General features: G+C 52.8%; 13 protein-coding genes. 1 reads left to right on the top strand and 12 read right to left on the bottom strand.

Annotated elements, in window-relative coordinates:
• Positions 1-25 precede the first annotated feature (25 nt).
• The 12 genes from nsrR to nnr form a co-directional block, all read right to left on the bottom strand.
• Positions 26-451, bottom strand: a complete 426-nt coding sequence (gene nsrR, locus SBO83_RS16435) for a nitric oxide-sensing transcriptional repressor NsrR (protein WP_034795174.1) — start codon at positions 449-451, stop codon at positions 26-28.
• A gap of 250 nt (positions 452-701) precedes the next feature.
• Positions 702-2000, bottom strand: coding sequence for an adenylosuccinate synthase (locus SBO83_RS16430; RefSeq protein WP_396132275.1), 1299 nt, complete (start codon positions 1998-2000; stop codon positions 702-704).
• A 143-nt stretch (positions 2001-2143) separates the two neighbouring features.
• Entirely contained in the window at positions 2144-2344 is a 201-nt protein-coding gene (locus tag SBO83_RS16425) for a DUF2065 domain-containing protein (RefSeq protein WP_353500644.1), read from the bottom strand.
• Positions 2345-2428: 84 nt separating this feature from the next.
• On the bottom strand, positions 2429-3424 hold the full coding sequence (hflC, locus tag SBO83_RS16420) for a protease modulator HflC (RefSeq protein WP_353500643.1): 996 nt from the start codon (positions 3422-3424) through the stop codon (positions 2429-2431).
• Positions 3425-3426: 2 nt separating this feature from the next.
• Positions 3427-4707 carry an FtsH protease activity modulator HflK gene (gene hflK, locus SBO83_RS16415; RefSeq protein ID WP_353500642.1) on the bottom strand — a complete coding sequence of 427 codons (1281 nt, stop codon included), beginning with the start codon at positions 4705-4707 and terminating at the stop codon, positions 3427-3429.
• 33 nt (positions 4708-4740) lie between these two features.
• Positions 4741-6045, bottom strand: coding sequence for a ribosome rescue GTPase HflX (gene hflX / locus SBO83_RS16410; protein WP_034795161.1), 1305 nt, complete (start codon positions 6043-6045; stop codon positions 4741-4743).
• Positions 6046-6143: 98 nt separating this feature from the next.
• On the bottom strand, positions 6144-6455 hold the full coding sequence (gene hfq / locus SBO83_RS16405) for an RNA chaperone Hfq (protein WP_034795158.1): 312 nt from the start codon (positions 6453-6455) through the stop codon (positions 6144-6146).
• 114 nt (positions 6456-6569) lie between these two features.
• The gene (gene miaA / locus SBO83_RS16400; protein WP_396132274.1) at positions 6570-7511 is read right to left on the bottom strand and encodes a tRNA (adenosine(37)-N6)-dimethylallyltransferase MiaA; all 942 of its coding nucleotides are present in this window, start codon (positions 7509-7511) and stop codon (positions 6570-6572) included.
• Positions 7504-9417: a DNA mismatch repair endonuclease MutL gene (mutL, locus tag SBO83_RS16395; protein ID WP_396132273.1), complete on the bottom strand. Its 1914-nt coding sequence runs from the start codon at positions 9415-9417 to the stop codon at positions 7504-7506. Before mutL ends, miaA begins: the two co-directional genes overlap by 8 nt.
• 45 nt (positions 9418-9462) lie before the next feature.
• Positions 9463-11220 carry an N-acetylmuramoyl-L-alanine amidase AmiB gene (amiB, locus tag SBO83_RS16390; protein ID WP_396132272.1) on the bottom strand — a complete coding sequence of 586 codons (1758 nt, stop codon included), beginning with the start codon at positions 11218-11220 and terminating at the stop codon, positions 9463-9465.
• A gap of 7 nt (positions 11221-11227) precedes the next feature.
• Entirely contained in the window at positions 11228-11695 is a 468-nt protein-coding gene (gene tsaE, locus SBO83_RS16385; RefSeq protein ID WP_353500639.1) for a tRNA (adenosine(37)-N6)-threonylcarbamoyltransferase complex ATPase subunit type 1 TsaE, read from the bottom strand.
• A 10-nt stretch (positions 11696-11705) separates the two neighbouring features.
• Entirely contained in the window at positions 11706-13220 is a 1515-nt protein-coding gene (gene nnr, locus SBO83_RS16380; protein ID WP_396132271.1) for a bifunctional ADP-dependent NAD(P)H-hydrate dehydratase/NAD(P)H-hydrate epimerase, read from the bottom strand.
• Between nnr and queG the strand changes: the two genes are divergently transcribed.
• Entirely contained in the window at positions 13219-14406 is a 1188-nt protein-coding gene (gene queG, locus SBO83_RS16375; protein ID WP_396132270.1) for a tRNA epoxyqueuosine(34) reductase QueG, read from the top strand. The genes nnr and queG overlap by 2 nt on opposite strands.
• Positions 14407-14780: the final 374 nt, after the last annotated feature.

Here is a 14780-nt window from a genome sequence, read left to right as displayed (position 1 = left end):
TCATCAGCAGTTTGTTGAAACTCTTTCATTCAACAAGCAATAATTTGTAGAGCGATGAATTGTCTTTAACCATGTCAGCCAAAGTATATTGATTCAGCTCATCAAGAAAATGTTCTACAGCAGTGTGTAATACCTGCTTAAGTCGGCACGCTGGCGTGATGTGGCAGAAATCTTGGGCGCAGTTCACCAGCGTCAAAGGTTCAAGCTCACGCACTACGTCGCCAATAAGGATAGTTTCTGCTGGCTTACCCAGCTTAATCCCACCGTTCTTACCCCGCACGGCTGTGACCAATCCAGCCCGGCTTAACTGATTGATGATTTTCACCATATGGTTACGCGATACACCATAAACCTCGGTGACCTGTGAAATATTGGTCATCTGATCATCTGGCAGTGCCGCCATGTAAATCAGTGCCCGCAAACCATAATCAGTAAAACTCGTTAACTGCACACATACCTCTGGGTAGTAGTTTACCCGTTCTTTCTCTTTCGACGATGACAACAGGGTTAAGAAGATTATTTAAATTAGCGTGTTGATGATAAACCAGCGATGAAGTTCGCGGCTAATCATTTAGATAGTGGATGGTTTATGAGAAGTACACAAGCATAGGCGGGAAGAAAAACTTTACTCTATACAACAAAACCGGGCACAAGGCCCGGTTTGGATTTCATTGCGGCGTTAGCAGCAAACAGCCGGGCTGTTATGCGTCAAACGGGTCGCGCAGGATCATGGTTTCGCTACGATCCGGACCAGTCGAAATGATATCGATTGGCACTTCAGTCAACTCTTCGATGCGTTTGATGTAGTCCAGCGCCGCCTGTGGCAGCTTGTCTACTTGCTTCACGCCGAAGGTGGTTTCTGTCCAGCCAGGCATGGTTTCGTAGATTGGCTCAATGCCTTCCCAGCCTTCTGCTGCCAGCGGGGTGGTAGTCATTTCGCGGCCATCTGGCATACGGTAACCGATGCACAGTTTGACTTCTTTCAGGCCATCCAGCACGTCCAGCTTGGTCAAGCAGAAGCCAGACAGGGAGTTGATCTGCACAGCACGGCGTACCGCAACGATGTCCAACCAGCCACAACGACGGCTACGGCCAGTGGTTGCACCAAACTCGTTACCTTGCTTACGCAGGTACTCGCCAGTTTCATCGAACAGTTCAGTAGGGAACGGACCTGCACCTACGCGAGTGGAGTAGGCTTTAACGATACCCAGAACGTAATCAACGTAACGTGGACCAATACCAGAACCGGTAGCAACGCCGCCAGCCGTGGTGTTAGAAGAGGTCACGTATGGATAAGTACCGTGGTCGATGTCCAGCAAGGTGCCTTGTGCGCCTTCGAACATGATCAGGTCGCCACGCTTACGCGCGCCATCCAGCAGTTCAGACACGTCAACTACCATTCCGGTCAGGATGTCAGCGATAGCCATCACGTCGTCCAGAGTCTTCTGGTAATCAACGGCTTCTACTTTGTAGTAGTTCACTAACTGGAAGTTGTGATAATCGATGATTTCTTTCAGCTTGCTGGCGAAAGTTTCTTTGTTGAAGAGATCACCCACGCGCAGACCGCGACGAGCAACTTTATCTTCATAAGCAGGGCCGATACCACGACCGGTGGTGCCGATAGCTTTATCGCCACGCGCTTTTTCGCGCGCCATGTCCAGAGCGACATGGTAAGGCAGGATCAGCGGGCAGGCTTCAGACAGTAACAGACGTTCGCGTACAGGGATGCCACGAGCTTCAAGCTGGCCCATTTCTTTCATTAAGGCGTCAGGCGCCAGTACAACACCGTTGCCGATGATGCTGGTGACGTTTTCACGCAAAATGCCAGAAGGAATTAAATGAAGAACGGTTTTTTCACCGTTAATAACCAGAGTATGACCAGCGTTGTGACCGCCCTGATAGCGCACAACATATTTAGCCCGTTCGGTCAGCAGGTCGACGACCTTGCCCTTCCCTTCGTCACCCCATTGAGTGCCGAGTACGACGACGTTCTTACCCATCTCAAGAATCACCAGGTTGCTTAAAAAAGGATTCTAACATCTCAATCCGCGGTTTCCAGCACTTTTAGTATACGATTGCGTGAAATTTTTCCATTTCCTGCTACGCGCCAAATTCAAAAGTGACGCAGGTTAGTCACAAATCTTTAGCCACCGGCCTGATTCCGCAACATGTAGTAAATAACGAAGCCGGCAACCACAAGAGCGCCACCAAAACGGCGCAAAACGCTGTCAGGCAACTGGGTCATGGATTGAATCATTTTTCGCCACCCTTTAGGGTAAAGCATCGGTCCTAAACCTTCCAGAACCAGAACTAACCCCAGCGCTAACCAAATGCTCGAATTCATTTTTGCTCTTTTCTCTGTGAATTGACGGGCTCATATAACACAAAAGGCCCCGTTAAGGGCCTTTTGATTATCAGCAAAACCTGATTACTTGGTTTTATCTGGGGACTTCATGAAGCGGAAGAAATCGTTGTCTGGGCTCATCACCATGACATCGTTACCGCTGCTGAAGCTCTCTTCGTAAGCACGCAGGCTACGAATGAATGCGTAGAAGTCTGGATCCTGACTGAAGGCATCAGCAAACAGCTTAGCGGCTTCTGCATCACCTTCACCGCGAGTGATACGCGCAGTACGCTCAGCTTCGGCAACGGTACGGGTTCTCTCGTAGTCAGCCGTTGCGCGCAGTTTTTCAGCTTCTTCCAGACCTTGGGAGATGTGGCGCAATGCAACCGCGTTACGTTCAGCACGCATACGGTCGTAAATGGCGCTCGACACTTCCTGTGGCAAGTTAATTTGCTTCAAACGCACGTCGATAACCTGAATACCCAACGCTGCCATACTGTTTGGATTCACCGCAGGCTGTTCGCCGCTGGTTTCACGCTCAACGCGTTTAGCTACTGAGGCAATCGCATCATCAGCTTCGGTGGTCGCTTCAACTTCTTCAGCAGAACCGTTGTTCAGCGCGTCGCGAACGTCCAGCGTCAGACGGCCACGTGAGTCAGTCACGATGTCTTTAACATCCAAACGACCGATTTCAGAACGCAGACGGTCACTCAGTTTACGTTTCAACAGCACTTCTGCCTGAGAGACGTCGCCGCCGCCCGTTGCCAGATAGTAACGGCTGAAATCACTGATACGCCATTTCAGATATGAGTCAACGATCAGGTCTTTCTTCTCGCTGGTCACGAAACGGTCAGCCTGGTTATCCATGGTCTGGATACGCGCGTCGAGGGTTTTCACCGACTCAACAAAAGGTACTTTGAAGTGCAGGCCTGGCTCATAAACCAAAGGTTTATTTTCGCTATCACGAAGAACCTTGCCGAAACGCAGCACGATACCGCGCTCGCCTTCCTGAACCACAAACAGTGAAGCATAAAGCGCCACCAGCACCACAACGACGATAAGTAAAAATGACTTACGCATTGTTATTCTCTCCCTACGCGAAGTGTATCGTCACGCTGTGCATCAGCACGGCGTTGGTCCATGACACTGCCAGACGAACGGGAACCGCTGTTATTGGCACTGCTGTTCACACTGTTCAGTGAACTTGAAGATCTAGGAGGCAGAAGCCCACCCTGATCACTTCCTTTTGATGCAGCTGCGTTGCCGCCGCGCATAATTTGGTCCAGAGGCAACATCATCAGATTGTTGCTCTTGTCGTTAACCAAGATTTTACGAGTATGGCTAAGGACGTTCTGCATGGTTTCGATATAAAGACGCTCGCGGGTAATTTCCGGCGCAGCTTTATATTCAGGCAGCAGCTTGGCGAAACGAGCCACTTCACCCTGTGCTTCCAGAACCGTACGGTCTTTATAGGCTTTAGCATCTTCCAGCTTACGCTGTGCTTCACCGTTTGCCTGAGGCTGGATCTGGTTAGCGTAGGCTTCTGCTTCACGAATAGACTGCTGCTCTTTCTCACGGGCGGCGATGGCGTTATCGAAAGCCGCTTTCACTTCTTCCGGTGGACGCGCGGTCTGGAAGTTGACGTCCTGAACCGTAATACCCATTTTGTATGGACGAATGGTTTCTTCCAATACGCGTTGGGTGTCGCTACGCACCGTGGTACGGCCTTCAGTCAGGATTTTATCCATCGTGTACTTACCGATAACGCCACGCAGCGCACTGTCAGTTGCCTGACTCAGGCTGTCGTCAGCATTAGCTACGCTGAACAGGTAAGCTTCTGGGTCGGTAACGCGATACTGAACGTTCATCTCGACGCGCACGACGTTCTCGTCGGAGGTCAGCATGACGCCAGATGCCGCCAATTCACGCACGGATTCGACGTTAACAGCACGAACCTGATCGATGAAGGTTGGTTTCCAGTTCAGACCAGGCTGGACCAGATGGCTAAACTTACCGAAACGCGTCACAACGCCGCGCTCCGCTTCTTTAATCGTGTAGAAACCGCTGGCGGCCCAGATAACGACCACGGCCACCACGGCGATACCGATAATACGACCGCTTAGGCTGTTTTGCGGACTAGAACCATTGCCGGTTCCATTGCCATTGCCCGAGCCTTTTCCACCGAAACCACCCAGCTTTTTGCTGAGTTTACGGAAGATATCATCAAGGTCAGGCGGGCCCTGTTCGCGGCCACCTTTGTTGTTATTACCACCAGAATTATTTCCACCAGAGTTGCCGCTATTGTTGCTGCTGCCCCAGGGGTCGCGGTCCTGTCCGTTATTACCGGGCTGATTCCACGCCATGTTATAGCTCCATTATTCTATGATTGGTGTTCTTCAGGCCAAATCAGACAGGTTCTGGTTGCGGACATAACCACTCAGTGCCTGTTCTTGTTTGCAGAGGCGGTTCCAGTCAACAATGGGCATTCGCACCATAAGACCGATACTTCCATCCTCTTCAATCCATTCTTTTTCAATAGCCTGAAGCTGGTAAAAACGGCTACGAAGGCGGCCTGCCTCCGGTGGTAAACGCAATTCATGCTGCGCTATTTCACCAGAAAGACGCTCCGTCAATGCCTGAAATAACAACGGGATACCTTCACCGGTCACGGCTGAAAGCCAGACCCTGATCGGCAAATTCTCATCGTTGCGGTCGATACGCGGGACAAAGTCATCCAACATATCTATTTTATTCATCACTAACAGCACAGGGATATCATCTGCTTCAATCTCTGCTAGCACCGTATTCACCGCGTCGATATTTTCCTCAACACGAATATCCGCTGCGTCTATCACATGCATTAGCAGAGTTGCCTGTCGGGTTTCCTGCAATGTCGCTTTAAAAGCGGCGACTAAATCATGGGGCAGGTGACGAATAAACCCTACGGTATCCGCCAGCACTGTTTCGCCGACATCTGCGACCGAAATGCGTCGGACTGTCGGGTCTAGCGTGGCGAACAACTGATCGGCCACAAACACGTCGGCCTCAGTAATACGGTTAAACAGCGTTGATTTGCCGGCGTTGGTATAACCGACGAGCGAAACAGTGGGGATATCGGCACGAATACGCGCCCGACGGCCTTGTTCACGCTGCTTGGCGACTTTCTCAAGTCGGCTGAGGATAAGCGTTATCCTGTCGCGTAATAAACGACGGTCGGTTTCGAGCTGGGTTTCACCCGGCCCACGAGCACCAATACCGCCACCTTGACGCTCAAGGTGTGTCCAACCGCGAACCAATCGGGTAGCAATGTGGCGTAATTGCGCCAATTCTACTTGTAATTTACCTTCATGGGTTCGAGCACGCTGGGCAAAAATATCTAAAATTAGTCCGGTACGATCGACCACGCGACATTCGCACAGTGCTTCCAGGTTTCTCTCCTGGCCAGGTGTAAGTGCATGATCAAACAGGATAACAGACGCGCCAGTTGCTTTAACTGCGTCTGCAATTTCTTGGGCCTTTCCTTCACCGACAAAGTATTTAGGGTGTGGAGCCTTACGGCTACCTGTGACGACTTGTAACGCCTCAACACCTGCAGAAGATACCAGCGATTCGAATTCGCTCAGGTCTTCCGTGTCTTTGTCTCGCGAGAAATAGATATGAACCAGTACGGCCTGCTCACCGGCTTCATAACGGTCAAACAAGCTTGTGACCTCTCATTTGGGGAAAAACCGCCAGCCAGGGGCACATAAGCGTAATCGGAAGACTTATGAGCCCCATCGTGGTCAACCAGCTATGCGCCTTATTCAGCGTCATCGCTGTCCTGCTGCGGCTGTTGCGGCGCAGAAGAAGTACTACCTTGGTGATAATTACTGCCGCCACCACTGCTTGGATTATTACTATGGTGAGAAACCGGGCGGGAAGGCACCACGGTGGAGATAGCGTGTTTATACACCATCTGGCTTACCGTGTTCTTTAACAGAATGACAAACTGATCAAAAGACTCAATCTGGCCTTGCAGCTTAATACCATTCACCAAATAAATAGAAACCGGAACACGTTCACGACGCAATGCGTTCAGGAACGGATCTTGCAAAGATTGCCCCTTAGCCATTCTATCTTTTCCTTATTAGTTTGTTGTTCGTAACTTTGAGCCTATTGGCTCGAAAATAAAACACATCAAAAATTTGCGCGCTGAGTACTAATCAATTGTACACAATCACCCAACCTATGCACTAACAACCTGAATTACACGGCTTAAGGCTTCGTCTGGCTTTTCTGTGTCCAGCCATTCAACCCCCTCCCAGCCACGCAACCAAGTCATCTGACGTTTGGCTAGCTGTCGTGTCGCGCAAACACCACGATAAACCATTTCATCGTAGTCGGTTTCACCAGAAAGATATGACCACATCTGGCGATACCCCACACAACGAATGGAAGGCAAATCCGTATGCAAATCGCCACGAGCTTTCAGCGTTCTGACTTCGTCTTCAAAACCATTCAATAGCATCTGACTAAAGCGCTGTTCAATACGTTCATGTAACAGTTCACGACGCGTTGGGGCAATCGCAAATTGATGCACGTGATAAGGCAGCGTTTCACCCGAAATTTTAGTCAGTTCGGTTAAAGTTTTACCCGAAATAAAAAAAACTTCCAGTGCTCTGGACAGTCTCTGTGGATCATTCGGATGAATTCGCAAAGCGGCAACCGGATCTATCTCGCGTAACTGCGCATGTAAAGACTCCCAACCTGACTCCGCCGCCTGCGCTTCAATGCGCTGCCGAACGTCAGCATCAGCCGGAGGTAATGGCGATAAACCCTCCAATAATGCTTTGAAATACATCATGGTCCCACCCACTAACAGAGGAATTTTGTTACGCGCGGTGATCTCGGCCATTTCGCGCAAAGCGTCTGCGCGGAAATCAGCAGCAGAATAGGCTTCGCTCGGGTCGAGAATATCGATTAATCGATGCGGCGCGTGACTCAGTTCTTCCGCCGTCGGTTTCGCGGTGCCGACATTCATTCCCCGGTAAATCAGTGCGGAATCCACGCTGATAAGTTCGACGGGAAGATGCTCGAGTAAAGACATCGCGAGCGCTGTTTTGCCGGAAGCCGTTGGCCCCATAATAAAGATAGCTGGGGGTGCAGAATGTATATTCAAGTCAGTCATGCTTAAAAGCCGCCAGGGCGGGCTGTAAATCAACAGGTTGCAGGAGACCGGACGGAGGTGATTTCACCAATTGGGGGCAAAGTCGCTCGACATCCGTGAGTAATTGTATGGCCTGAGCAATGGTCCAGACTTCATGATCGCTACCAATATGGCGGGCAAACCACATGGCTACCGCATCAGAAGTCGCCTCCTGCTGAACAGCAAGGTAGCCTAACAGGTCAGGTATCAACTTTTGTAAATTTTGTTGGCGTAAAGGTAAAGGTACCGCGCGCAAGGTCACACGCTGGTGATCAACCCCCATCTCTATGCCGAATTTCTGCAGCAGGGCCTGATAGCGAGCAACGGTGGCGTTCTCTTCTTTATTTATTTGCAGCTTCAAGGGGATAAGCAGTGGTTGTGGGCGTAAGCCCTCTTCCGTCGGCGTCAGCTGTGCCCTTTTTAACCAGCGTTCAGCAACCGGCAGTGATAACAATGCCAACTGCTTGCCCCGTTCGAGCAAGGCATATTGCGGCGCGCAGACGGTCAGCACGCGCCCAAAGCTTTGGCTATGGGACTCCAGTGCAGGCTCGGCGGGCTGATTATGCGATACTTTAGGCTGAGCCGCTGGCGCAGGTTCGTTGGCGTGTAAGGCTTCGGCGGTGGTTTGCAACAAACGCTGGTACACCTCGCCCTGCGGCGGGCTGTAAGTCGGTTTGTCTTCTTTAAATAGCTGCTCACGCGGCTGGCTGACTCGCGACGTGGCCGGGAACACATTCTCCCGAGGCGCTTTTGGCACAGCATCACGCTTGGCGGCTGGCTGTGAGAAGTGATTGCCCCCCGCCGCCTGCCGGTTCTCCGGCTGCCAGCGCGGCAGTTCATCTTCCACGCCGTCTTCGTCTACGTTCGGCTGGGCGACTAATTCTGGCTTGGCCGCCTGCTGCAACACCGTCATCACAGCCTGATAGATGAAGTCATGTACCAGACGCGACTGGTGGAAACGCACTTCATGCTTGGCGGGATGAACGTTGACGTCCACCTGATGCGGATCGACATCCAGATAGAGCACGTAAGCGGGCTGCTGATCGTCTTTCAACTGATCCTGATACGCCTGGCGGATCGCGTGATTTATCAGGCGATCCTTCATCATGCGGTTATTCACATAACAATATTGCATGTCAGTCAGGCTGCGAGAGCCCGCCGGGTCGGCAACCCAGCCGCGAATGCCTAAATCGCCGTGTTCCCATTTCACTTCCAGCGCGTGTTGGACAAAGGTCTGCGAGCAGATGCTTGCCAGACGGCGTGAAGATTGCGCCGGGTCTGTCACGGCGCGATATTGACGTATCAGCTTGCCGTTGTGGCTCAGGTTGATGGCGACGTCGAAACGCGCCAGCGCGATGCGGCGCACCACTTCATCAATATGGGTGAATTCGGTTTTTTCCGTGCGCATGAACTTGCGTCGGGCGGGCGTGTTGTAAAACAGGTCGAGCACTTCGACCGTCGAGCCTTGAGGGTGCGCGGCAGGTTTCACCGTCACCGCCATATCGCGCCCTTCGGCATAGGCCTGCCAGGCTTCTGGCTGGGCTGCCGTGCGCGAGGTGAGCATCAGGCGCGATACCGAGCTAATACTGGCCAATGCTTCGCCGCGAAAACCTAAACTAATGATGGCTTCGAGGTCATCCAGACAGCTGATTTTACTGGTGGCGTGGCGCGCCAACGCCAGCGCCAACTCATCTTTACCAATGCCGCAGCCGTTGTCGCGAATGCGGATGAGCTTGGCACCGCCGCGATCGATATCAATATCGATGCGGGTAGCGCCCGCGTCCAGACTGTTCTCGACAAGCTCTTTCACTACCGAAGCCGGTCTTTCAACAACTTCACCAGCCGCAATCTGGTTAGCTAACTGCGGCGGAAGAACCTGAATCGGCATGGCAGCTCCTGTAAGCGACGTTACAACCCGTGACGCATGGCCGGGTTATGACTGCGGAATAGTTAATGTTTGGCCAAGCTGAACTTCGCCGGACTTCATGTGATTCGCCGTTTTGATGTCATTCATGCTGACACCATACTTGGATGCTATAGCGGATAGCGTATCGCCGCGAGTCACTTTATGCTTTGCCGCTTTTTTCTTAACGGCAGCGGTTTTGGTACTGTTTGGCGAAACCGCCCTGGTGCCGGCAGGTACTTTCAGCCGCTGCCCGACCCAAACACCGTCTTTCTTCAATTTGTTCATATCACTCAAGGCTTTCGGCGTGGTGCCGTAGCGATTGGCGATGCCCGTTAAGGTTTCGCCGCGCTTAACCTGGTGAATCTGCGTTGCCCCGGCCGATGCCGCCGTGGCTTCAACCGGGCCGGGCTGGCTCATCGAGCTGTTAGCAGCCCTGTTGCCTGAATCAACCGCCGTTGCTGAGGCCAGCAACGGTCGGTTTTCGACCTTTGGGCCGGATTGCAACGGATGCGACAGGAAGTAATTACGCAGGCCGGAATAGATGGCCTGAGCAATTTTATCCTGATACGCGCTGCTTCCAAGCAGCCGCTCCTCATTCGCATTACTGATAAAGCCGGTTTCTACCAGCAGGGAAGGAATATCCGGCGAGCGCAATACGCCAAGGCTGGCGTGCTCTGGCTTGGCTTTGTGCAACTTGCCGACGTGGCGCAGCTGGAGCAAGACTTTAGAGGCGACGTCATAACCCACGCGTTGCGAATGGCCGAATTGTAAATCAAGCACTGCTTGGCTTAAGTAAGGGTCAGCCGCGGTGTTTGCCAGCATGTCACCCGCGCCGCCTAACAGCTCGGACTGCTTCTCGTGCTGTTCCAGCCAGTTACCCATTTCGCTATTTGCGCGGCGGTTAGACAGCACCCAGACCGATGCCCCTGTCGCGCTGCGGTTCGGCGCGGCGTCCGCGTGAATAGAAACCAGCACGTTAGCGCCTTTTTTACGCGCCACGTCCGAACGGCCCATGACGGAAATGAAGTAGTCGCCATCGCGGGTCATTGCCGGTTTGAACATCGGGTCGGCATTGAGCTTGGCTTCAAGCTTGCGCGCAATGGCAATAGTGACGTTTTTCTCTTTCAGGCCATTGCTGCCGATGGCGCCGGGATCTTGGCCGCCGTGTCCGGCGTCAATCGCCACAATCACCTGATTATCACTGGTGGTGCCGCGCGTGCGCGGAGTCGGCGTATTATCGGATGCCGGGCCGCTGGTGACTGCCGTCAGCTTGTTGCCATCAAACGGGTTAGCGCCATTGTTCGCCGGAGCCGGAGCTCTGTTTGGCGAAGGCGTCGAGGTCACAGTATCAATAGGCGCCGCGCGCTTGGTTGGCGTTCCCGCCGCCGTCATGGTGAACACCACCTGATTCTGCTGGGTAACGGCGTTAGTGCGAACTTTTTGCGTTAATTCAAACACTAAACGCTGGCTCTGGGCGTCCTGTGCATTGCTCGAACGCACGCGCTTCACCAGATTCTGCCCATTAAAATTCAGCGGCAGACCTCTCATGACGCCGCTTTGCTTAACGTCTATCACCACGCGTTCTGGATTATGTAGTGGGAAAAAAGCGTAATCAGGCTTACCGTCGAAGGTGATGGTAATGGTCGATTGGGTTGACCCATTGGACACATTGATGTTTTTCATGCCAGCGGCCAAGGCTGGCGAAAGGGAAACGGTAGCAAAAAGCGCTAATGACGCTAAAAAAAGCGTTGTCTTGAGGAAGCATGTTTTGAGGCTCTGAGTCATCGCGTGCTCATCCTTGCTGTTGTACCAGATGCAATAAACTCAGACCTAAATCAGATACTGCGTTAATCGTGGCTTTGCGCTGATCACCCTGATATTCAAGGGTTAATTCAATGTCTGGGGCAGGTAAAACGCCAGCGCCCTGCTGCGGCCACTCGACCAAACAAATTGCGTCTTGCGCGAAGTAATCGCGGATCCCCATAAACTCGAGTTCTTCCGGGTCAGCCAGACGATACAAGTCAAAATGGTATACCGCAATCGGCTCAAGCTGATAAGGCTCCACCAAAGTATAGGTTGGGCTTTTAACATTTCCATGATGACCAAGGGCTTGCAGGAACCCCCGGCTAAAGGTGGTTTTCCCGGCACCTAAATCACCAAACAGGTGAATAACCGTGGAACCCTTGCACGCATTGGCAAGGGTAGCACCTAATTTCAGCGTCGCCGCTTCGTCCGGCAGAGAGATAAATAATTGATTCATTAGGTAATATCTATTTTTTTAAGTCAGGATTAACTAACGGGGCAATTACCGTTAAAAGATCTGTCGCCAGCATACCGCGCGTTCCTTGCGAAAGAGCCAGTCTGTCGGCGGCGGCACCGTGAACCACCGTGCCCGCGCAGGTTGCCGTATACAGAGAAAGTTTTTGTGCCAGCAGGCCGCCAATGATGCCGGAGAGCACGTCACCCATCCCGCCGGTCGCCATACCCGCGTTACCGACATCGGCCAAGGCCAATGGCCCGCCGTCTTGGGAAATCAAACTGCCCGCGCCTTTTAAGACCACAACGCCGCCATAGCGTTCTGACAATTTACGCGCAGCAAGTAAGCGGTCACTTTCAATCTCTTTCACTGAACATCCGAGCAAACGGCTGGCTTCGCCGGGATGAGGCGTCAACACGCGATTTTGCCGTTTCTGCGGTGTGATTGCCAGTAAGTTAAGTGCATCAGCATCGAACAAGGCGGTTTTTTGGCTTTCCGTCACTTGTTTGAAGGCATTTTTGCCCCAGCTGTTCTGCCCCAACCCCGGCCCGAGCACCACCACGTCGGCCCATTCCAGACCTTCGGCCAGCGATTTTTCATTCAACTCCTGCACCATCAGCTCTGGTCGGGCGGTAAGCAAGGGGCCAAGATGCTGTTTGTGAGTGAGTACTCGCACCATACCAGCACCTGCGCGCAGCGCGGCTTCGGCAGCCATTCTTATGGCCCCGGCAAAGCCAATATCGCCGCCGACCACCAGCAAATGGCCGTGATCGCCTTTGTGCGAACAGGGGCGTCGAGGGTGCAACCAGTCAGGCAGCTGGCTTGCGTCGAGCAGCTGCAATACCGGCGGATGGCCGCCCAGCCAGCTTTCCAGCCCGAGGGGATCACAGTGCAGCCTGCCAACGTGGTCCCGCGCCTTGCCGGTCAATACGCCCGGCTTCAGGGCGATAAAGCAAATCGTCACCTTGGCATTCACCGTCTCCCCTTCTGCCGCGCCGGTGGCGGCGTTCAGGCCAGAGGGAATATCCAGCGCCAGCACCGGCGCAGGGTGCTGATTAATGGCGGCGATTAATCCGTCATAGGGCGCGCGCGGGGCAGACGACAGCCCGGTCCCCAGCAGGCCATCAATAATTAAATCAATATCTTCCGGCCAACTGGCTTCAGCATTCAGCGTGTGCCCGCCCGCCTTCTGCCAACCTCGTTGCGCCATCTGAGCTTCTTCAGGCAGCGGCTTTTTGCCGTCCACCGCCAGCAGCGTCACCTGTAAACCCGCCGCCTTGGCAAGCCGAGCGATCTCATAGCCATCCCCGCCGTTGTTGCCATGCCCGCAGAGCACCAGCCAGTGTCTGGCAGCAGGAAACTCGGCGCGAGCCAGAGAAAAAGCCGCCGACGCCGCGCGTTGCATCAGTGTAAACAAAGAGATACCGGTTTCCCGCGCAGCCTGAGACTCGGCCTGCCGCAGCCAGTCTGCGGAAAAGACAGAATGTGGTAAACTCGCCGCGTTACGTTTTTCACTTTGGTTAGTCATGACACTCCCTCTCGATCTCATTCAGCTGTCCCAACTTATCAAGCAGTGGGGCCAATCTCTAGGCTTCCAGCAGGTCGGTATTTGCGATACCGATTTATCGGCTGAAGAACCGAAATTACAAGCGTGGCTGGATAAACAATACCACGGTGAAATGGATTGGATGGCTCGCCACGGCATGCTGCGCGCCCGCCCGCACGAGCTTTTGCCCGGCACTCTGCGGGTGATCAGCGTGCGCATGAACTATTTGCCCGCCAAAGCCGCCTTCGCCAAAACCTTAAATAACCCCGAGCTGGGCTATGTCAGCCGCTATGCCCTTGGCCGCGACTATCACAAGGTTTTGCGCCAACGTCTGAAGAAGTTAGGCGAAAAAATCCAAGACTATTGCACGGAACATGCTGATTCAGCGGCAGTTGATGGCTTGAATCAGCATGGCACACAAATTTCGTTTCGGCCTTTTGTGGATTCTGCTCCCGTCATGGAGCGTCCGCTGGCGGAGAAAGCCGGGCTTGGTTGGGTTGGTAAGCACTCACTTATATTGAATCGTGAAGCCGGGTCGTGGTTCTTCTTGGGCGAACTGCTGATTGATTTGCCGCTGCCGGTAGATAAACCGCAGGAGGAACAGTGCGGGCGCTGCGTGGCCTGCATGACGATTTGCCCGACGCAGGCGATTGTCGCGCCCTACACCGTCGACGCCCGCCGTTGCATTTCCTACCTGACTATCGAGCTAGAAGGTGCCATTCCAGAAGAATTCCGCCCGCTGATGGGCAACCGCATCTACGGCTGTGATGACTGCCAGCTGATTTGCCCATGGAATCGCTACTCGCAACTGACTGATGAAGATGACTTTAGCCCGCGCGCCGCGCTGCATGCCCCGGAGCTGGTCGCCCTGTTCACCTGGAATGAAGAGAAGTTTCTGCGCATCACCGAAGGCTCGCCGATTCGGCGTATTGGCCATCTGCGTTGGCTACGCAACATTTCAGTGGCACTGGGCAATGCGCCTTATGCAGAAAATGTGCTTTTGGCCCTGCAATCTCGCCAAGGGGAAAATAGCCTGCTTGATGAGCACATTGAGTGGGCTATCGCGCAGCAGCTGCAAAAACGGAGTGAAAACCAAGTCGAGGTGCAATCTTCGCAGAAGAAACGTCTGATTCGGGCGGTGGAAAAAGGCTTACCGCGCGACGCATAAGGCGGGATTTGAATTGTAATATTGTGAAGTTTTTAGCTGTGCATAAAAATAAAAATGCTTTGCCAATCAAGTGCAAAAAAAAGAGCAAGTGATCGTCATAACGTTTCTTCATATATTTATTCTGTTATAAATCAGATGGTTATTTTTTAACAAGAAATAGCGGTGCAAAAACGCACTGTGTGAAAACCAAACGAAATCTGTGGATAAGTCTGTTAAAGAAGTTACTACAAAGGATGTAAAGTGATGACGTAACGCGCCTGTAAGTGGCGTGGTGTCTGGCTTAGATATGAAGTGGATAATTTGGAGCGGGAAACGAGACTCGAACTCGCGACCCCGACCTTGGCAAGGTCGTGCTCTACCAACTGAGCTATTCC

Source organism: Ewingella allii (assembly GCF_044430645.1).
In the GTDB taxonomy this organism is placed as follows: domain Bacteria; phylum Pseudomonadota; class Gammaproteobacteria; order Enterobacterales; family Enterobacteriaceae; genus Ewingella; species Ewingella allii.
The sequence above is the reverse complement of the archived record's forward strand: the minus strand, read 5'-3'. Positions and strand labels throughout refer to the sequence as shown.